This window comes from Chryseobacterium sp. Leaf394 (assembly GCF_001424105.1).
Classification (GTDB): domain Bacteria; phylum Bacteroidota; class Bacteroidia; order Flavobacteriales; family Weeksellaceae; genus Chryseobacterium.
Genome location: NZ_LMQH01000011.1, coordinates 67,393 through 87,759, shown reverse-complemented (window position 1 = coordinate 87,759; position 20,367 = coordinate 67,393). Strand labels below are relative to the sequence as shown.

The following is a 20,367-nucleotide window of genomic DNA, read 5'->3' as shown; positions in this document are numbered from 1 at the left end:
CGAACCCAGGACCCATACATTAAAAGTGTATTGCTCTACCAGCTGAGCTACCGAGTCGGTCACGTAATATTAACGTCGTAAATATATAATTAATTTTATAAAACTTACAAGTTAACGTACATTTTTTTGCTTGTGCCTGCGACTGGACTCGAACCAGCACATCCTTAGGAAACCACCCCCTCAAGATGGCGTGTCTACCAATTTCACCACGCAGGCAAAAAAAATTACAGAAAAGTAATTCATTTTTGCTANCGAACCCAGGACCCATACATTAAAAGTGTATTGCTCTACCAGCTGAGCTACCGAGTCGGTCACTTTATTATCAAGTTTCACCGTTAAGTAATGTCCCTTGTTTTTAGTGGTGCAAAGATATAGCTTTTTTCGTTATCTCAAAACTTTTTTGCAAATTTGTTTAAAATAATTTCATGATAATTTCACTGGTCGGATACATGGGGAGCGGCAAATCTCACATTTCCAAAATCTTAAGCGACGAAATAAATTTTAAACTTTTAGACCTCGACAGAGAGATTTCTAAGCGTTTAAAAATGACAATACCCGAAATTTTTGAAAAAAAGGGAGAAATTTTCTTTAGAAAGACAGAAAGAGAAGTTTTGGAAGAAATTCTTGCAACTGAAGAAAACGTTGTATTGAGCCTTGGGGGCGGAACTCCGGCTTATTACAACAATATGGAAATTATAAATCTGAATTCTAAAAGCATTTTTCTGAAAGCAAATATCGGCACACTTGTCGCCAGACTTTCCAGGCAAAAAGAAAAAAGACCTCTGGTGGCGAAAATTTCGGAAGAAGATTTACCTGAGTTCATTGCAAAACATTTATTTGAACGTAATGCATTTTATTCCAAAGCGCAGTTTATGATCAGTACTGACGGCAAAAATCCGGAGAATATTGTTTCTGAAATAAAAGAAAAACTTTACCTGTGAGGTAAAGTTTTAATATAATTAGTCTTCATTTTTCTCGTCTGCATCAGATTCACCAAAGAAGTCGTCCCAATCTGTAAAATCAGGATCGATGTCGTTCCCGGAATAATCATCAATATCTCGCCGGTCTTTTTTTGTAGGCCTGCCCTCCCCTTTACCTCTGTAATAGTTTTGAGATTCACGGCGAAGCTTGAGCAATTCAATCTGTTCTTTATCGGTGATGTCTTTAATATGTAACGGAACCAGTTTGGCTCCCATTCTGCTTGTAGGGATTTGTAAAACTTTAATTTTGTAATCAATCTGATTTTTCCTGATCTGAATAATATCACCTTCTCTCACATCCCTTGAAGCCTTCACCACCGTGCCTCCAATGGTTACTCTGTTTTTTTTGATTTCATCTGCTGAGACTGTTCTTGTCTTATAAAACCGAATACTCCACAAAAATTTATCTATTCTCATATTTTTTTTTATACTTTTGTCGATAATTATTTGTAAAGTAAGTAAAGTTTTTAAAATGAAGAAAATATTTTTGTATGTACTCGCCGGATCACTTTGTTTTTCAGCATGTAAAAAAGACGATGAAGTAGAAACTTATAAAGAACCTGAGGATATTAATCTTCAGAATACCTATGACAATGAGGCAATTCAGAAGTTTATGGAAAATAACTATCTGGATGCAAAAGGAAACATCAAACCATTCAGCAGTACTGATACGGCTGATGATAACGAAACGAAACTGAGCGCATTAAACCCGCAGACAACACCTTCGGGAGCGATTTATATTATAAGAGCTACAGGACAACCTAATCCCGGAACTACAATCGGTGATACGGATGTGATGAGAATCATGATGAGAGCTAAAGCTTATTTAGCAGGAAATACTGACGGAAACACATCATTCCTTACAAATTCAAATTTTTCAGGATTTTCACCACTTGATGAAACAGGAAATCCGGTTTCAGACCCTATTTTTTATTATTCAAAAACTTCTACGCGAACAGCAAGCGGAAAACCTAAAAGCTTCTACGAAATGGAAGGTTTTCAGGAAGCTATCAGAAAATTTAAAGCTTTTGACCAGGCTGATTCAGAAAATTATAATCTTCAGGGGGTGATTATCGTTCCTTCTAAAGCAGCTTATGCACGGGATGAGCACTACAATTTCGGAACTCAGTATACTTCCCCATTCAGAAACACAACATTTATCTTTAATCTTCAGGTATATAAGTCTACTCCGAGAAATATGGCTACTCAGGATTAAAATTTCGAAAAAATCAAAAAGAAATCCGTCTCACATTCGAGGCGGATTTTTTTTATCTTATAATTTCAACAATATTTTTCTGTAATTTAAAACAGATTAATAAATAATTCTTATCTTAAAGGTCAATTAATTGTAAATTTTAGGGAATAATAGTTGTTTAATATTGAAAAAAGAAAAATATGAAAATTCCAGCATTACTTTTGGCGAGTTTAGTAACAGTAAGTGTTGCTGCTCAATCCTCAAAACCAGCCAAAAAAGTACAGAAAAAAGCTGTTAAAAAAGCAGTAAAAACCAAAGCTCCGGATACAGCAAAAACACAACCTACTGCCCAAAGAGATACTGTAAAAAACAGATGGGTTTGTGTAGCTTGCGGAATGGGATAATGAATAATAAACCTTTATTAGGAACCGCAATGATGGCGGAAACAGAATTTGTTTCTGCTGTTTTACCTTTATTGGAAAACAATGAGATTGATATTTTAGAATGGTCTTTTGATACATTCTATCATGCAGACGAGCCCAAATGGTTAAGCGGATTGCTGGATTTTTATTCTGAAAACAACCGTTTAATCGGTCATGGCGTTTACTACTCACTATTCGATGCAAAATGGACTGACAGACAGGAACACTGGATAGAAAAACTTAAAAGCGAGACCAAAAAGCGAAATTATAATCATATAACGGAGCATTTCGGTTTTATGAATACTGAAAATTTCCATCAGGGAATTCCGCTTCCGGTACCTCTGCATTCTAAAATTTTACAACTTGGGAAAGACAGGCTTCTGAGGCTTCAGGATGCCCTTGAAATCCCCATTGGGATTGAAAATCTGGCATTTTCATTTTCTGCGGATGATGTCAAAGAACAGGGTGAATTCCTGGAAAAACTGATAGAAGATATTGATGGCTTTTTAATTTTGGATCTTCATAATTTATATTGTCAGGCAGTTAATTTTAATATTGATATCCTGGAACTTGTGGCTATGTACCCTCTGGAAAAAGTCAGGGAGATACATCTTTCAGGTGGAAGCTGGGAAAACAGTTCTTATACTGAAGAAAAACGGATTCGTCGGGATACGCATGACGACAGTATCCCACGGGAAATACTGGAAGTTTTACCTAAAGTCCTGTCAGTTTGCCATCAATTGGAATATATAATTATTGAAAGACTGGGACATACTCTGACTGAGAAATCTGATACAACAAATTTCCTGAATGATTTTAAAAAAGTAAGACAAATAGTGAATGCTTCAGAAGTAAACTCTTTCTTGAAAAAAAACTGGAAGAAAAAAAATCAGATTACAGGAAAACCACTTGAAGATCTTTTGCTTTATGAAGATCAGACGAAGCTCACCAAACTTCTGTTTGATTCTGTTAATCCTGAAATCATTAAGAATTATCATTTTAACTATTTCGAAATAGAAAAATGGGATCTGGAAATGATTGACACAGCTTCAAAAATCATCAAAAAATGGAATCCCTATTAAATGCTTACAGGCTGATACAAAGGATTAAATTTCTAAAATTATATTCACAAAAAAATGCTTCGCCAAAAACGAAGCATTTTTTTATGATTAATATGAAGCCGAATCCCGCATGCCCCGACCTTAATGGAGCTCCTTTTGTAAGCGCAGGCAAAAGCGCAGGCACAAAGAAGCGGGAATCCTTCGACATAACTCAGGATAAATTCGGGCTGAAAGAGGCGCATCAAAACTTTTAATAACAATCATTTATTTTCTCACATTTCCTAAAATATCCGGGAAATAATGGTCTGAAAGATGCTCAAACTCATCACCCCGCATAAACATCGAGGCATCGACCTGTTCGTAAGATTCTCTTCCAGCTGCAGCGATTAATTCGTTACATGTGTGCAGCGTATTTTTGTGGAAATGATATACTCTCTCGGCTTTGTCTGTGACATCAAGACCTTTGATTAACATTTTGTCCTGCGTGGCAACACCCGTTGGGCAGTTATTGTTATTGCATCTCAACGCCTGGATGCAACCCAGAGAAAACATAAATCCTCTAGCATTGTTGCACATGTCTGCTCCCATGGCTACGGCTCTTAAGATATCCAAGCTTGTAAGCACTTTTCCGCTGGCGATGATTCTTAATTTTTCTCTTAAATCATAATTTTTAAGTGTTCTGTTGACAAAAATCAAAGCCGGTTCCAGGGGCATTCCTACTCCATCGGAAAACTCTGGTGGTGCGGCACCGGTTCCTCCTTCTGCTCCATCGACAGTGATAAAATCAGGATAAATTTCAAGTGCATTCATCTGAACGCAGATGTCTTCAAATTCTTTAGTATCACCAATGCACAGCTTGAAACCGACCGGTTTCCCACCAGACAGTTCTCGTAAATGCTGTACAAACTGCAGCAAACCTGCGGCATCAGAAAATGATGAATGTGATGGTGGTGAAACAATCGTCAAACCAGGTTGTACGTGACGGATTTTAGCAATCTCAGGTGTATTTTTCACTCCAGGTAAAACACCGCCGTGGCCGGGCTTTGCGCCTTGGGACAATTTAATTTCAATCATTTTCACATTGAGAAGTGTGGCATATCTGGTGAATAAATCCGGGTTAAAATTTCCTTCGTCATCCCTGCATCCGAAATATCCTGTACCGATCTGCCAGCACAAATCTCCACCTTCCATGTGATGCGGAGAAATCCCTCCTTCTCCTGTATTGTGATAAAAGTTTCCTTTTTTGGCTCCTCTGTTTAACGAAATCTGAGCTCTGTCGCTCAATGCACCAAAACTCATTGCTGAAATATTAAATAATGAGGCATTGTAGGGTTGCGTACACTGTTCACCACCCACCAAAACTCTCGGCAGTTCTTCCTTTGGAGATTTGGCATAGATGGAGTGTTTTATTCCTTCATATTTTCTGTGATTTACTTCCAGCTGCGTTCCGAAAGGTACTGTATCACTCAGATTTTTTGAACGTCTGTACACTGCAGACCGCTGATTTCTCGGAAAAGGTTTGCCATCCGTTTCTCTTTCAATAAAATACTGCTGCATCTCAGGAGAAATTCCTTCAAAAAAGTATCTGAAATAACCCAGAACAGGAAAGTTTCGTAGAATAGCGTGTTTGGTTTGGTAAGTATTGTAAACTCCAAGTGCATAAACTGCAGTTAAAAATATCGGAATCCAGTAATGGGCTTTGATGAGCAATGCGACAATCCATGTCACAATCACCAATACCAAACCCCAAGATAAAAACTTATCTCTCATAAGAATGTAGATTTTAAAATCGTTAAAGAATAAATTTAGTAGAATTAAAACAAACAGACTATGCTTTTGCTAAAAAACTTTCGAATGATGACCTGACAGAAACCGTGCCATCTGGCAAGATGTTTTCAAGTTTCAAAAACTCAATCTGATTAACACACGCAGCATCAAAATCTTTTTGTACCCTCACATAATTTTCTGTGAAGCCGTACATTTTTCCGTCTTTATTTTCGTGTTCCCAAAGCACAGGAAGCGTCTGTCCAAGCTGGGTTTGATAAAATGACATCTTCTTTTTTTCTGAAAGGATTCTCAGCATTTTGTTGCGTCTTTTTCTTTCAGGAATCGGAACTGCTCCGTCCATTTCTGCAGCTTCGGTATTTTCTCTTTCTGAATAGGTGAAAACGTGGAGATAACTTATGGGAAGCTCATTGAGGAAATTATAGGTTTCCATAAATAATTCTTCTGTCTCTCCAGGAAAGCCTACGATGACGTCTACGCCAATTGCGGCATTAGGCATGACTTCGCGGATTTTATTGACTCTGTCGCTGTATAATTTCGTAAGATAACGGCGTTTCATTTTTTTCAGCAAATCATCGCTACCGGATTGTAAAGGAATATGAAAATGGGGAACAAAACTTTTGCTTTTAGAAACCAGTTCGATGCTTTCATCCTTCAGAAGATTCGGTTCAATGGATGAGATACGGATTCTTTCGATGCCGTCAACCTGATCCAATTCTTTGATTAAATCTAAAAAAGTATGCTCGTGTCTTTTGTTTCCAAATTCGCCTTTTCCGTAATCGCCAATGTTGACACCGGTTAAAACAATTTCTTTGATATCTCTCGCTGCAATTTCCCTGGCATTTTGCAGAACATTTTCGATGGTGTCTGAACGGGAAATCCCTCTCGCTAAAGGAATGGTGCAATAAGTACATTTATAATCACAACCGTCCTGAACCTTCAGAAAAGCTCTGGTTCTGTCTCCAATTGAATAGCTCCCGATGAAAAAATCGGTTTCTTCTATTTCACATGAATGGACAACACCTTCGCTTTCAGACTTTTCCAAATCATCAAGATAGCTCAGAATGTTAAATTTTTCTTTGGCTCCAAGCACCAGATCAACTCCGGTAATCTGAGAAATCTCTTCAGGTTTCAGCTGAGCATAACAACCGACAATCACCACCAAACCTTCGGAATTGGCTTTCATGGCGCGTTTTACGTGAAGTTTACATTCACGGTCCGCATTTTCAGTAACCGAACAGGTATTGATTACATAAACATCTGCTCTGTCATCAAAACTCACCTTATCGTAACCTGCATCTGTCAGTTGACGGGCAATGGTAGATGTTTCTGCAAAATTTAATTTGCAGCCAAGGGTGTGAAATGCGGCAGTTCTGTGAATATGAGACATTTAGGATGATTAAAATTTGTGGGTGCAAAGATAATCAATTTAATATAAATTCTAAATCGATTGAATCTATTGTTTGTATTCATCACGGATTTCGGGACTGTTCAGATAGCAGACGGGCGAAGAATTTTGAATTTCGCTATCATCATTTCCCTGTAAATCTTTGATGCACTGTTCTCTGATATTCCAGATTTCATCTAAGCTACAATGGATATTTTGATCAGCAATCCACTTTTTAAGAAAATCTTTATGAAAGGATATCTTCTCATCAATAATTTCATCAAATTCTATTTCCTTTTCAATCAATAATTTAGATTTAAACTGAAGATAATCTGATTCAGGTTTGGTAAAATCAAAATATTCATCATCGATTTTCAGATAATTGTGAGCTTCCGGAATGTAATTCAGATTAAATTTTTCTAAAGTATTTTTAATTTTCCAAGTATATTCTGCATCCATTTTAAAGATTCCAAGAATCAGTTTTATTTCAGTATGACCGTTTTCCAGAGCAAGTTTTCGTAACGTCGCATGTTTCGTACTGCAGGTTCCGCCCAGATCATCAAATACACACAGGATATTATTTTTATCTGAATTTCTTTTATACGGCAGCTTTGAAATATATTGGCAGGCGTCATGAAAATCTGAGATACTTCTTTTTAGAAATTGTTCAGATATTATACCTCTGTTGATCCGTATTTTGAAATTTTCCATTGAAATAATTTTAATTTGGATAATTTAATCTAGTTCTATCTCCAAAATTTGGTAAATCCAATTTACTATTTTTCACGTATATTATGGTAAATTGCCGCCTATGAATTGTAAGATAAGCCATTTTATGCAGGACTTAAACTCCCTGAATATTGAAAAGCTCGAAAAATGGTTTACTGATGAAACTGTAATTTCTATTCCTCCAGCAAAGGAAATCTCAGGGAAAAGCAGAATTCTTGCCCTATTCAGAGCTATTTTCAGACGTTATGAGAAAATTGAATGGAGTGTTTCCGAAATTTTTAATCTTGGAAATGAAAAATATTTTTATCAAACCCACTCTTTAGGATACATGTATGGAAAAGGCATGTATAAGAATGAAATCTGTACAGTAATACAATTTTCCGACTGCGGAAAAATTCTTTATCTCTCAGATTATTTTAAAGACGTTAAAGTTTTCAAATAACAAAAGCCATTTCTTGCGAAATGGCTTTTATCAATCAATTATTTATAGTTATTCCCGGTTTTTCAATAAAATCCATCCTGAATATTTTACAGGAATATTGTTTTTCTTCGGCTCAGTCCAGGTAAATGAGAACCAGTAGTTTCCTGTGAGCACTTTTTTGTTTCCTGCAGTTCCGTCCCATCTGTAGTCATTGAATTTATCTGCTACAAAGAGCTGATTTCCATATCTGTCGTAAACGGTAAAGACAAGATTTGTTTTGTAAGCCAAAGCAGAATAGTCAACGTAATCGTTCAGTCCGTCACCGTTTGGTGTAATCGCGTTGACGATATTTGGAACTGTAATTTGGATTTCAACTTCCTCGCAGTCGTTGGCGTCTTTCACATAAACAGTCTGCTCGCCTCTTTTCACTCCTGTGAAGGTATTTGAATCCTGCCAGTTTGTGCCGTCCATAGAGTATTTATAAGGTGCTTTTCCGCCACTTACATTCACCACAACTTTCTGAAAAGAAATATCAATGCTTGTAATAACAGGCTGTTTATAAGGCAAAACGTTTACATTCTGAAGAGCAAAACAGTTTCCTGTCTGCAGAATTACCCAATAATTTCCAACCGGAAGACCAGAGACCACCTGAGTTGTATCGCCGGTACTCCACTGATAAGAAGTAAAACCGGGCCCCGCATCCAGTGTTGCACGGTCATCTATACAGATCACCTGATCTTTTAAAACAGTGGAATATTTTGGCGGAACTATTTTCAGCGTAATCTTTACAATAGTATAGCACCCCGCCAGATCCGAAACCCTTACATAAACCTCTCCGCTTGCTGAGATATATGCTGTAGCAGGAGAAATTTCATTGGTTCCTGCCTGAGCATTTGCCAGTGTAGCATAGTATTTTTTTATCGCTCCTGACTGAAGAGTGACGTCTGCAAGTTCAAGATTAAATGTGCCAAAATTAGGAGTTCCGGGATTTGAACAGACCTCAAGATTCCCGTCATAGGCAGAAATTGAACCCAGTTTAAATTTAAATTTACCAGTTTCCCTGCAATAATTGATAGGATTGGTCGGGTTGGTAGGATCCTGATAATGCACGCTGTAATAATATACAGTGGTTGTATTTACTGTAATAGGCGTCGTAATTGGACTTGCTCCCGATATAGCATCATTTTGATTATAATGATAAGAAACTACAAAATTGCTGTTCCCATTTAAAATTCCTGGGGTTAGTGAACTGAAATTGAAAACTGCAGGATTGATACAGATTAACACTTCTCTCGGATCAGATGGATTTGCCGCCGGAGTTCCTGGTGGCACAAGCGGAAACTGAAGTATAGCCGGATCTGTAAATGGTGATGCTAATGTAGCTGTGCCGCCCCATGTAAGTGTAAAAGGCGAAACATTTGTACTTGCTCCTCCCTGAAAATTATCAAGATATAAATAATAGGTTTCACCCGCAACAACATCCATGTACTTGCAGTAAGGCGTCAGAGATCCTCCTGCTGCACTGGTTATTGTGCTGGTCATATTTAAACCGGTATCAGGATTTACACCAATTACAGTTGCAGCGTTGCAGCGGATTGGGAAACCCAGACTTCCGCAAGTTGTATTGGGTCCGTACACAGCCCAGTCATAATCTACCGTTGGATCCACAGGATTGATCACAAACGTCAGAGTTCCGCTCGTGGCAATTTTAAATTTGTACCAGATAGAATTGTGCTCGCCTGTACTGAGACAGTCGCCTAAACTCTCGTCCACAGCTCCTATACCTGTCGGACTGTATGTAATTGTCGAATTTCCGCAAACACCTAATGCCGTGATGCAATCTCCCTGAGAATAATAGAAATTTGAAATGATGATTAATAGAAACAGTATAGTTTTTTTCATACCCCTGCGTATTAGTTCGTATCAAATTTAAACAAATATTTAAACCTTTACAAAAAAAGGATAAGGATTTTGAATTTAATTTGTTAATTTTTAATAAAACCAACGAATTTCTACGATTTTATACTCGTTATATTTCCGCAAAGATTTTCGAGATGAAAAATTTTGTGGAAAGGACTTTTTACCTCATCCAAGTGTTCTCTGTTTTGAATAAAAGTATATCTCGACGCCAGAGAATTCATATCTGAAACGATCACCAGCCAGCATTCATCAACAGAATTATCATAATACGGGAATTTTTCGTTTTTCTTTTCGATGAGCTCTAAAATTTTCTCAGAACACAATTCGTCAAAAAGATTAAGCGTATACTCGTGGGTAATAAAAACATTTCTGCGGTGGCTTGATTTTCTGATTTTTTTCACACAGCCAACCGGCTTTTTCTTGCGGATGCTTTTGTAAATATCTAAAATAATTTCCTGCTGAAACTGAGGGTTGTCTAATTTAAAATGTGTATTAAATTCCAAAAAATAAACACCACGATATTTCGTAGTGTCTTCCTGTTCCAATAATATTTCTGCCTGACGGAAAATTTTGTTGAGGCAGCTTTCTACCTTTTTCATTTCCAGATGATTGATTACTTCCGTGAGTTCTATTCCGATTTTTTTACCATTCAGTTTTGCGATAAAATCAGGGCTTTCACAGGTAAAATTTTCAAACTTCACATCAGGAAAATGGTGCATAAACGAATTGAGCAGCAAAATCTCGGCTTTCTTTTTGTACTTCTCACGGTCGTGCAGAGCAGAGGCGTCTATGCTGCGGTGATACTTTTCTATCGGCTTCTTTTTAAGATGTCTGTTGAGATGATAAAGACTCATATTTTTTACAAGATCTTCATCGGAAAAAGTCTTTTTCATGAGCTTAAATTTTAGCAGAATTACAAAACTGACTCAAGGGTAAACATTTTGATTATCAAAAATTTACAAGCTAAATGTAGTGATTTTTTTAATTGAAATGATTTTAAAATTTTAAATTATTAATTATTTAACAATCGATTTATTTCGATAATAATTACATTTGTTCAATATCTAAATATTTATTAATACAGAATGGATTTCAAAAACTTCAAAATACCTTACGCTGTCAACCAGCAATACACAAAAAAAGTCGCTTATTTTTCAATGGAATTTGCCATCGAGCAGGTTCTCAAAATATATTCCGGTGGTCTCGGGTTTTTGGCTGGCTCGCACATGAGAAGTGCCTATAATCTGAAGCAGGATCTTATAGGAATCGGAATTCTCTGGAAATTCGGTTATTACGATCAGGCACGAAATCACGATCAGACACTTCAGCCAACGTGGACGAAGAAAATGTACAGTTTTCTGGAAGATACAGGCATCAAATTTCAGATCGAAATTCACAGTGCACCGGTTTGGGTAAAGGTTTTTTATCTTGATCCTGAGACTTTTAATACAGCACCGATGTTCTTTCTGTCGACTGATGTTCCTGAAAATGACCACATCTCAAAAACCATTTCTCACAAACTGTATGACGCCAACGAATCTACAAAACTGGCTCAGTACATTCTCTTAGGAAAAGGTGGCGCAAGACTTCTGGAAGAAATGAATATCGAAAGAGATATCTATCATTTGAACGAAGCACACGGCTTGCCGGCAGCGTTTCATTTACTGAAAAAATTCAATGGAGATTTAAGTAAAGTGAAAGAAAAACTTGTTTTCACAACACATACTCCGGAAGAAGCCGGAAACGAAAAACACAACAGAAGACTTTGTCATGAGATGTCATACTTTTCCGGTTTAAGTCTTGAAGAAGTGAGCAAAATTGAGGGTTCTGATGATGAGAGATTCAATCACTCGCTGTGTGCACTGAAAATGGCAAAAGTTGCCAACGGTGTTTCGCAGCTTCACGGTGAGGTTTCGCGTGAAATGTGGAGTAAATACGATGGCATTTGTGAAATTAAATCAATCACCAACGCACAGGAATTCAAATACTGGAGCGACAAGCCTTTGTATAATGCAAAGGATGAAAATAATGAAACCATGTTTGACTACCGCAAAAAGCTTTTAAAAAAGAGACTTTTCAAGATTGTGGCAGACCAAACCGGAAATCTTTTTGATCCGAATATTTTCACCATTGTCTGGGCAAGAAGATTTGCAGGATACAAAAGAGCAGATTTGCTTTTACACGATAAATCAAGATTTTACAAACTATTAAATCATCCAAAATATCCAATTCAGATGATTTGGGCCGGAAAGCCTTATCCAATGGACTATTCTGCTATTTCTACCTTTAATTCTCTGGTAGAAGAAAGTAAAAACAATAAAAATATGGCGGTTTTAACCGGATATGAACTGGCTTTGAGTAAATCTTTAAAACAGGGTTCAGATTTATGGCTCAACAATCCGCGTGTACCGAGAGAAGCTTCCGGAACTTCAGGTATGACGGCTTCTATGAACGGAAGTGTCAACCTTTCTACAGACGACGGCTGGATTCCGGAATATGCGAAACACGGCGAAAACTCGTTCGTTGTTCCGAAAGCGGATTATGCCAACATGAGCATTTATGAGCAGGATAACTATGATTTAAACAAACTCTACGAAATCCTTGAAAAAGAAATTCTTCCGACGTACTACGACAGTCCTGATAAATGGAGAAAAATACAGTACAACGCCATGAATGACGTGAAAGATCAGTTCAATTCTGACCGTATGGCTGACGAATATTATAAAATGCTGTATAATCTTGAGGTTAAAGCTTAGGTTGAGGTTAAGGTTAAGAATAATGCTAACAAAATCTTATAAATAAATCAGCCCGAACGAAACGTTCGGGCTGATTTGCTTATGATAGATTGATTTTATGCCTGCGCTTTCGGTTTTGAAACTGCAATTTCATAAACATTGGCATGTTTCAAATATTTTGAACGCTCTCTTGACGTTACTGATTCAAACTGGTCATTTTTCAGAACCACAATTGGATCTTCAGCATTTTCAATTTCAAAATTGGCAAGGTATCTTTCATCCGGCGGAGACTGAGTCAGTTTAGCTTTTATCTTTTGAAGTTCATCAGCATACTGTTTAAAACCTTCATCTGATGAGTGGATAAATTTATATTCAGGACCTGCATCCACAAAATAATGTAATTTCTTTTCAATCAGATCTGCTTCGGATGTTTCCACGGGATTGTCGTTACCATCCTTGAAAGCCACTTCCATCAGTTTTCCGTTATTTTCTTTTGCGTAAAGTTCGGCAGCGGCGAAGTCTGCGAAGCCGGTATATAAGATTTCATTTGTAAGTTCGTAGCGGTTGAGTTTCTTCTCGTTATTCGTTTCCATAATTGTTTATTTAATGAAACGTCTACTCCAATTTTTTTGCCAAAACGAAGTTTTGATATTCATTCTCAAAAGATTTTATTAAAAATGTTATATTTGGAATCCTTTTATTTTAAAAATGAAAAAACTTATACTTACCCTCAGCATCGCTGCTGTTTTACAAAGTCTGAACGCTCAGGAAATTACTTTAGACAAAATATATTCAGGTTATTACCGCGGAAAAGGCATCGCCGGAATTGCCTCAATGAAAAACGGTGAAAATTATCTGGTTATTGAGCAGGGCGGAATCGCAAAATACTCTTATAAAACCTCTCAGAAAGAAGGGAATTTAGTAGACGGAAGTTTCGAAAGCTATGAATTTTCTGATGACGAATCTAAAATTCTGTTGCTGAAAGAAAGTCAGCCGATTTACAGACATTCTTTTTTAGGAAAATACGATATTAAAGATTTAAAATCAGGAAAAACCGTTAGTCTGAATGAAGGAAAAGCTGTTCAGGAGCCAAGATTTTCTCCTGATGCTACAAAAATTTCTTTTATTGTAGACAACAACCTGTTTTATCAGGATTTAAATTCAGGAAAAATCACTCAGATTACGCAGCATGGCGTAAAAAATAAAGTACTGAACGGTTTGGCAGACTGGGTTTATGAAGAGGAATTCGGGCACGCAAGATTATATGAATGGACTAAAAATTCACAAGATATTTTATTTGTAAAACTGGTGGAAACTGATGTTCCGGAAATTTACATTCCGATGTACGGGAAATCTCTTTACCCTACAGAAATGCGTTACAAATACCCAAAAGCAGGCGAAAAAAACTCAATTGCAACGGCGCATATCTATCAGTTGTCTGACGGGAAAAAAACCAAAGTAAACTTAGACAGTTTTAAAAATTATTACATTCCGAATGTAATTCAGACTTCAAATCCGGACGAAATTGTTTTGATTACTTCACAAAGAACTCAGAATGCATCGGATGTTTTAAAAGTCAACACAAAAACCGGACAGGCGACAAAACTGTTCACAGAAACCGATGACAAGTGGATCGACACAGACAATGTGACTTTGGAATTCATGGAAGACAATTCTTTTCTTTGGGCTTCTGAAAGAGATGGATTCAGACATTTGTACTGGTATGACAAAGACGGCAAACTGAAAAAGCAGATTACCAAAGGAAACTGGGAAGTGACAGAATATTATGGATTTAATCCTAAAACCAAAGAAGTTTTCGTTCAGACAACTGAAAAAGGAAGCATCAATAAAGTGGTTTCCAAAATCAATATACAAAACGGAAAATCTCAGTTGATTTCGAATGCCGAAGGCAACAACGCTGCGAATTTCAGCAAAAACTATAATTATTTTATTGAAACCTCTTCCACCGTTGCAAAACCTTACACTTTTGTATTGAAAGATGGCAACGGAAAGCAACTGAAAGAACTTCAGAACAACGAAGCTCAGTTACAAAAACTGCAGCAGGATAATTTCACCGTAAAAGAATTCATTACGATTCCAAACGAAGCGGGAGATCAGATGAATGCATGGATTATTAAGCCTAAAAACTTTGATAAAAATAAAAAGTATCCTTTGTTTATGTACCAATATTCCGGTCCGGGCTCGCAGCAGGTTTCAAATTCATGGGATAATGGAAACACATTCTGGTTTGAAATGCTGGCTCAGAAAGGCTACATCATAGCATGTGTAGACGGACGTGGAACGGGTTACAAAGGAGCAAAATTTAAAAAAGTTACCTACAAAAACTTAGGAAAATACGAAATCGAAGATCAGATCACTGCTGCAAAATGGTTTGGAAATCAATCGTACATCGATAAATCAAGAATCGGAATTTTCGGATGGAGTTTTGGAGGATACATGGCGAGTTTAGCATTGACGAAAGGTGCTGACGTTTTTAAGACTGGAATTGCGGTGGCACCGGTGACAAACTGGAGATACTACGATTCTGTCTATACAGAAAGATTTTTACTGACACCTCAGGAAAATCCGGCGGGATACGATGATAATTCACCTACAACTTATGCGAATTTACTGAAAGGCAAATTCCTGTTAATCCACGGAACAGCCGATGACAACGTACACTTCCAGAATTCAATGGAATTTTCTGAAGCTTTGATTCAAAACAAAAAACAGTTTGAATTTATGGCTTATCCGGATAAAAACCACGGTATTTATGGCGGACAGACGAGACCGCAGCTCTATCAGAAAATGACAGATTTTATTTTGGAGAATCTGTAGGAAGTTGGAAGATGGAATATAAAAAAATCCGAATCTCAGATTGAGGTTCGGAATTTTTATTGCCTATCAATCCATTGATCGGGATTTCTTGAGGTGTGGAAAACAGAATATACTTCAATTAAATCTTTGCCTTCGTTATAACAATAATGAATTCCATAAGGGAATTTCTTTAGGAAGACTATTCTGTTTCTGTCATATTTAATTTCACATAAAAAAGGATTTCCTTTGATATAATTAATTTTTGAAAGAAATTCCTGAATAAATTGATTCGCAAGTTTTTTATTAATTTTTCTGTACCAATTGTTTATTTCTTTTAAATCCCGTTTTACAAAATGGCTGTAAATTAATTTAGTTGCCACTTTCCAAATCATTTAAATAGTTATCCATTTCAGATTCAGAAATCAAACTTTCAGGATGTTCCTGCGCATACTTCACTCTTCTTCTTACTTCATCTTTTTGCCATTCAGGAACTTCATACTCCACATCTTTATAATGTTTATACTTAAGAAAATCAATAAAATCATTGACCTGATGCAAAAATTCTTTAGGCAAAGTCTCCAAATTATTTTCAATATCTTTTATCGTAGTTTCCATTTAATCTTTTATTTACTCAAAGTTAATAAAATTCAAATATTATTTTAAAAAAATTATATTTGTGAAATTGTAAAAAATATACTCATGAAAACCAAACATCCAAAAGGATTACCCTTTTTGTTTTTCACAGAAATGTGGGAACGTTTCGGATATTATTTAATTCTTGGAATTTTTGTTCTCTACGTTATCGAACCTGCCGGTTTAAAAGGCGGTCTCGGTTTACCCGACAAAACTGCTGACGACATTTTCGGAACTTATATCGCATTAACTTATCTCACACCTTTTATCGGTGGATTTTTGGCAGACAGAGTTTTAGGATACATAAAATCAATTTATCTCGGCGGATTTTTAATGGCTGCAGGATACATTGGGATGGGCGTTTTTAAGGATCTGACTTTATTTTACTCTTCATTGGCATTAATTATTATCGGAAACGGATTTTTCAAGCCTACCATTTCCACTTTACTTGGAAATTTATATTCTGAAGAACCATACAAAGCTAATAAAGATTCGGGGTACAATATTTTCTACATGGGAATCAACATCGGTGCGTTTATCTGCAACCTTATTGCCGCTTTCATGCGAAATAAATACGGCTGGGGCGAAGCTTTTATCACTGCCGGTGTCGGAATGCTGATCGGAATGGTCATTTTCACCATCGGAAGAAAACATTATATCCACGCTGCTCAGATGAAGCCCGTACAGGAAGGTGATACCAAGCTTTCTGAAATTTTAATGAAGGTATTTTTGCCGGCAATTTTATTTGGAGTAGTTGGATGGTTTGTTCCAAGCAGTATTTTTGGAAGCGACAGTACGGACGCCTTTATTTTCGCCTGCGTTCCTGTAATTTATTTTTACGGTTCACTGTATTTCAAAGCTAAACCAAATGAAAAAGCAGCCATCGGAGCTCTTTTATCCGTATTTATGATCAGTATGTTTTTCTGGGCAGTTTTTAAACAAAACGGAACGGCACTGACAAGATGGGCCAATTATTACACTGACAGAAGCGTTTCCACTTCACTTGAAAAACCTTTGGAAGAAATCTACATGGTAGACGGGAAAGGTTATGAAACAAAGGAAGTTCCAGTTTATGATGACCAGTATCAATCTCAAAAAGACAAAGATGGAAAAGCCATCAAAGAACAGGGCAAGGATGTCTATTTTAAAAATATATCGCCGGAAAAAAGAGCTTCTTTAGAGCAAAATCCTGACAGCAAAATTTTCCTTTACAATACCGAATTATTTCAGTCTATTAATCCGTTTTGGGTGATAGCTTTAACTCCTGTCATCGTTGGATTCTGGGCATTTTTAAGAAAAAGAGGAAAAGAACCGCTGACTCCTACAAAAATCGTTCTGGGACTTTTCATTTCTGCACTTTCATGTCTGGTTATGGTTCTGGCAGTTTCAGCGGGAGAAAACGGTGCCGTAAAAGTTTCGCCATGGTGGCTGGTTGCGAGTTATGGAGTAATTACCGTGGGTGAACTTTGTCTTTCACCTATGGGACTTTCGTTTGTATCTAAACTTTCCCCAGCAAGACTTACTGCACTGATGATGGGTGGATTTTTCCTTGCCAATTCTGTGGGAAATAAGCTTTCCGGAATTTTAGCAAGCACATGGTACAGTTACGATAACAAGTCTAACTACTTTATGGTAAATTTCGGACTTTTGATATTTGCAACTGTCTTAGGGCTTCTCATGTTGAAAAGACTCAACAGAATCATGAAAGACAGCGGGCATTAAAATCTAATCAAACTAATATATCAGAAGCTGCAGAAATGATCTGCAGCTTTTTTGTTTAAAATAAAAATTAAAACTTGCCAAAAACCCAAAAAAAACTATATTTGTGGGTCTTAACAAAAATTTAACAAGTATATATGGATACAGCACAAAAGAAAGGTCATCCTAAAGGTCTTTACTTTCTATTTTTCACGGAAATGTGGGAGAGGTTCAGTTATTATGGAATGAGAGCCATCTTTATTCTGTTTATGACCAAAGTATTACTGATGAAAGATGCAGATGCATCTGAAATATACGGAAGTTATACAGGATTAGTTTATCTGACACCACTTTTAGGAGGGTATCTTTGTGATAAGTTTTTAGGAAACAGAAGAAGTATTGTGATTGGTGGTCTTCTGATGGCAATCGGTCAGTTCTTCATGTTTTTCAGTGCATCTGCCGGTACAAATGGCGGAATCACTTTAATGTGGATAGGTCTTACTTCCATCATCATCGGAAATGGCTTCTTCAAACCAAATATCTCTACAATGGTAGGACAGTTGTATCCTGCGAATGACAGAAGAATCGACAGTGCATTTACTATTTTCTATATGGGTATTAATCTGGGAGCATTTTTCTCACCTTTGGTTTGTGGCTCTATGGATTTCAAATGGGGTTTCCTAGCTGCAGGTGTAGGAATGTTGCTTGGTTTGGTAGCATTTATTTTTGGTCAGAAAAAGTATCTTATATCTGAAGAAGGAAAAGCGATAGGTCTACCTGTTAAAAAGCTTGATGCTAAAAGCATTGGTATGATCGTGGGCTCAATTGCAATCATATTTTTCATGTTGAACTTCAAGCAGATGTTTAAAAGTGACATTGATATAATCAGCTATTTCATCTACGGCGCTATGGTAGCAATGCCAATTCTTATCTTAACTGATAAAAGCCTTACAAAAGTTGAGATGCAGAGAATAATGGTTGTATTCATTTTGGCATTCTTCGTAATTTTCTTTTGGGGAGCTTTCGAACAGGCCGGAGCATCACTTACTTTATTTGCTGACCGTCAGACAGAGAGAAGTCTTTTTGGCTGGGAAATGCCTGCTTCATACTTTCAATCTGTTAATCCTTTGGCTGTTATTGCTTTAGCTCCATTATTCTCAATGATTTGGGGATTTTTATACATCAGAAAACTAGAACCTTCTTCTCCTAAAAAAATGGCTTTAGGTTTAGCCTTAGTTGCTTTAGGATATGTAGTTATTGCAATTGCTGTGAAAGGACTTGGAATAGATGATAAAGTTTCAATGTGGTGGCTTATTTCACTTTATATAATCCATACAATGGGGGAACTGTGTTTATCACCAATCGGATTATCAATGGTTTCAAAATTAGCACCGCTAAGACTTTCATCTCTACTGATGGGAACTTGGTTTCTTGCCAATGCTGCTGCAAATAAGTTTGCAGGAACTCTGAGTGCCCTAATACCTCCCACTGCTGGTGCTGAAGCCACGACAGGTCCGGTAGTAAATCCTTCATTTTTAGGATATCAGATTACCAATCTTTATGAATTCTTTATGGTCTTTATAATTATGACTGGTGCAGCTGCTGCAATTTTATTTGTGATGAGCTCATGGCTACAAAAAATGATGCATAATGATAAATTAGGCATGGCAGAAGAGATTGCAAAATAAATTCTTTTCTTAAACTATATAAAACCTCTGATTATTCAGAGGTTTTTTTTACATTCGTATTATGGAAGTTTCCAAATATTCTTTGTTTAACTACATAAAGGAAATAATCGCTCAAACACGCGAAAAGGTTTTCTGTATAGCCAATCCAACGCTTTTACTGTAGTTTTGAAAGAAGAAAAACTAGAACAGATCATCGATCAGAACACAGTCTGTTTTGAGCTTGATCAGAAAGATAAAAGATCAGAATCGTAAAAGATTTTAAAATTACTTATTACTCATTACCCTATGAACTTAACCCTCGACGAAATACAGAATTTCAAAGGAAAATATCCAAAACAGATCTGGTCACTCTTTTTCTCTGAAATGTGGGAACGATTCTGCTTCTACGGAATGCGTGGGATGTTGGTTTTCTTTATGATTTCGCAATTGAATTTTCATGAAAAAGAAGCCAATCTACAGTACGGTGCGACTCAGGCATTTGTGTATGCTTTTACATTTGTAGGAGGTCTTTTTGCCGATAAAATTTTAGGTTTCAGAAAATCACTTTTTTGGGGTGGCCTTTTAATGATTGTCGGAAGTTTAATTTTAGCCGTAGATCCTCACCAATTCTTCTTTTTAGGAATAGCTTTTACAGTTGTGGGAACTGGTTTTTTCAAACCCAATATTTCCTCGATGGTCGGACAACTATACAAACCAAACGACTCAAGAGCTGATGCCGGATTCTCGCTTTTCTACGCAGGAATAAACCTTGGAGCATTGCTCGGCGGATATTTATGCATCGCAATTGGTAAAGGAGAATTGTTTGGAAGCATCATCTCTGAAGGCATAAGATGGAATGTTGCATTCGGTTTGGCAGCAATCGTAATGGTCATCAGTCTGGTTAATTTTATATTTAC

General features: G+C 36.8%; 20 protein-coding genes and 1 tRNA gene. 11 read left to right on the top strand and 10 right to left on the bottom strand.

Annotation, left to right across the window (positions count from 1 at the left end; genetic code table 11):
- Nucleotides 1-133: 133 nt before the first annotated feature.
- A tRNA-Leu gene (locus ASG21_RS05045) sits at nucleotides 134-216 on the bottom strand.
- Nucleotides 217-425: 209 nt separating this feature from the next.
- On the opposite strand from ASG21_RS05045, the gene ASG21_RS05040 reads away from it, so the two are divergent.
- Nucleotides 426-941, top strand: coding sequence for a shikimate kinase (locus ASG21_RS05040; RefSeq protein ID WP_056076712.1), 516 nt, complete (start codon nucleotides 426-428; stop codon nucleotides 939-941).
- 18 nt (nucleotides 942-959) lie between these two features.
- Here the strand turns inward: ASG21_RS05040 and ASG21_RS05035 are convergent, their stop codons facing one another.
- Nucleotides 960-1,397, bottom strand: a complete 438-nt coding sequence (locus ASG21_RS05035; RefSeq protein ID WP_056076710.1) for an RNA-binding S4 domain-containing protein — start codon at nucleotides 1,395-1,397, stop codon at nucleotides 960-962.
- Between the two features lie 55 nt (nucleotides 1,398-1,452).
- Between ASG21_RS05035 and ASG21_RS05030 the strand changes: the two genes are divergently transcribed.
- The 4 genes from ASG21_RS05030 (at nucleotide 1,453) to ASG21_RS05015 (ending at nucleotide 3,912) form a co-directional block, all read left to right on the top strand.
- Nucleotides 1,453-2,196 carry a hypothetical protein gene (locus ASG21_RS05030; protein ID WP_056076708.1) on the top strand — a complete coding sequence of 248 codons (744 nt, stop codon included), beginning with the start codon at nucleotides 1,453-1,455 and terminating at the stop codon, nucleotides 2,194-2,196.
- Nucleotides 2,197-2,375: 179 nt separating this feature from the next.
- Nucleotides 2,376-2,579: a hypothetical protein gene (locus ASG21_RS05025; protein WP_056076706.1), complete on the top strand. Its 204-nt coding sequence runs from the start codon at nucleotides 2,376-2,378 to the stop codon at nucleotides 2,577-2,579.
- Nucleotides 2,579-3,679: a DUF692 family multinuclear iron-containing protein gene (locus tag ASG21_RS05020; protein ID WP_056076704.1), complete on the top strand. Its 1,101-nt coding sequence runs from the start codon at nucleotides 2,579-2,581 to the stop codon at nucleotides 3,677-3,679. Before ASG21_RS05025 ends, ASG21_RS05020 begins: the two co-directional genes overlap by 1 nt.
- Nucleotides 3,664-3,912 carry a hypothetical protein gene (locus ASG21_RS05015; RefSeq protein WP_056076702.1) on the top strand — a complete coding sequence of 83 codons (249 nt, stop codon included), beginning with the start codon at nucleotides 3,664-3,666 and terminating at the stop codon, nucleotides 3,910-3,912. The genes ASG21_RS05020 and ASG21_RS05015 overlap by 16 nt, the downstream gene beginning before the upstream one ends.
- 10 nt (nucleotides 3,913-3,922) lie before the next feature.
- Here the strand turns inward: ASG21_RS05015 and ASG21_RS05010 are convergent, their stop codons facing one another.
- The 3 genes from ASG21_RS05010 to ASG21_RS05000 form a co-directional block, all read right to left on the bottom strand.
- A complete protein-coding gene (locus tag ASG21_RS05010; RefSeq protein ID WP_056076700.1) occupies nucleotides 3,923-5,428 on the bottom strand; it encodes an FMN-binding glutamate synthase family protein in 1,506 nt (501 codons plus the stop codon).
- Nucleotides 5,429-5,486: 58 nt separating this feature from the next.
- The gene (mtaB, locus tag ASG21_RS05005) at nucleotides 5,487-6,833 is read right to left on the bottom strand and encodes a tRNA (N(6)-L-threonylcarbamoyladenosine(37)-C(2))-methylthiotransferase MtaB (protein ID WP_056076698.1); all 1,347 of its coding nucleotides are present in this window, start codon (nucleotides 6,831-6,833) and stop codon (nucleotides 5,487-5,489) included.
- A gap of 66 nt (nucleotides 6,834-6,899) precedes the next feature.
- Nucleotides 6,900-7,541, bottom strand: coding sequence for a hypothetical protein (locus tag ASG21_RS05000; protein ID WP_241773456.1), 642 nt, complete (start codon nucleotides 7,539-7,541; stop codon nucleotides 6,900-6,902).
- 100 nt (nucleotides 7,542-7,641) lie between these two features.
- Between ASG21_RS05000 and ASG21_RS04995 the strand changes: the two genes are divergently transcribed.
- A complete protein-coding gene (locus ASG21_RS04995; protein WP_082482357.1) occupies nucleotides 7,642-8,001 on the top strand; it encodes a nuclear transport factor 2 family protein in 360 nt (119 codons plus the stop codon).
- A 48-nt stretch (nucleotides 8,002-8,049) separates the two neighbouring features.
- Here the strand turns inward: ASG21_RS04995 and ASG21_RS04990 are convergent, their stop codons facing one another.
- Together ASG21_RS04990 and ASG21_RS04985 are read right to left on the bottom strand one after the other, a co-directional pair.
- Nucleotides 8,050-9,882: a T9SS type B sorting domain-containing protein gene (locus tag ASG21_RS04990; RefSeq protein WP_056076695.1), complete on the bottom strand. Its 1,833-nt coding sequence runs from the start codon at nucleotides 9,880-9,882 to the stop codon at nucleotides 8,050-8,052.
- Nucleotides 9,883-9,992: 110 nt separating this feature from the next.
- Nucleotides 9,993-10,793 (bottom strand): hypothetical protein, encoded by an 801-nt coding sequence (locus tag ASG21_RS04985; RefSeq protein WP_056076692.1) that lies wholly within the window; start codon nucleotides 10,791-10,793, stop codon nucleotides 9,993-9,995.
- A 192-nt stretch (nucleotides 10,794-10,985) separates the two neighbouring features.
- Between ASG21_RS04985 and glgP the strand changes: the two genes are divergently transcribed.
- On the top strand, nucleotides 10,986-12,656 hold the full coding sequence (gene glgP, locus ASG21_RS04980; protein WP_056076690.1) for an alpha-glucan family phosphorylase: 1,671 nt from the start codon (nucleotides 10,986-10,988) through the stop codon (nucleotides 12,654-12,656).
- Between the two features lie 95 nt (nucleotides 12,657-12,751).
- On the opposite strand, the gene ASG21_RS04975 is transcribed toward glgP, so the two are convergent.
- Entirely contained in the window at nucleotides 12,752-13,228 is a 477-nt protein-coding gene (locus ASG21_RS04975; protein ID WP_056076688.1) for a hypothetical protein, read from the bottom strand.
- Nucleotides 13,229-13,343: 115 nt separating this feature from the next.
- On the opposite strand from ASG21_RS04975, the gene ASG21_RS04970 reads away from it, so the two are divergent.
- The gene (locus ASG21_RS04970) at nucleotides 13,344-15,473 is read left to right on the top strand and encodes a S9 family peptidase (RefSeq protein WP_056076686.1); all 2,130 of its coding nucleotides are present in this window, start codon (nucleotides 13,344-13,346) and stop codon (nucleotides 15,471-15,473) included.
- Nucleotides 15,474-15,529: 56 nt separating this feature from the next.
- On the opposite strand, the gene ASG21_RS04965 is transcribed toward ASG21_RS04970, so the two are convergent.
- Both ASG21_RS04965 and ASG21_RS04960 read right to left on the bottom strand, forming a co-directional pair.
- Complete coding sequence (locus ASG21_RS04965; RefSeq protein ID WP_157844508.1) at nucleotides 15,530-15,832, bottom strand: type II toxin-antitoxin system RelE/ParE family toxin; 303 nt, start codon at nucleotides 15,830-15,832, stop codon at nucleotides 15,530-15,532.
- Nucleotides 15,822-16,067, bottom strand: coding sequence for a hypothetical protein (locus ASG21_RS04960; protein WP_056076682.1), 246 nt, complete (start codon nucleotides 16,065-16,067; stop codon nucleotides 15,822-15,824). The genes ASG21_RS04965 and ASG21_RS04960 overlap by 11 nt, the downstream gene beginning before the upstream one ends.
- An 84-nt stretch (nucleotides 16,068-16,151) precedes the next feature.
- On the opposite strand from ASG21_RS04960, the gene ASG21_RS04955 reads away from it, so the two are divergent.
- From ASG21_RS04955 to ASG21_RS04945, 3 genes are all read left to right on the top strand, one after another.
- Nucleotides 16,152-17,807, top strand: a complete 1,656-nt coding sequence (locus ASG21_RS04955; RefSeq protein WP_056076681.1) for a peptide MFS transporter — start codon at nucleotides 16,152-16,154, stop codon at nucleotides 17,805-17,807.
- Between the two features lie 134 nt (nucleotides 17,808-17,941).
- Entirely contained in the window at nucleotides 17,942-19,471 is a 1,530-nt protein-coding gene (locus ASG21_RS04950) for a peptide MFS transporter (RefSeq protein ID WP_056076679.1), read from the top strand.
- Nucleotides 19,472-19,756: 285 nt separating this feature from the next.
- A partial coding sequence (locus tag ASG21_RS04945; RefSeq protein ID WP_128414316.1) for an oligopeptide:H+ symporter occupies nucleotides 19,757-20,367 on the top strand: 611 nt, incomplete at its 3' end.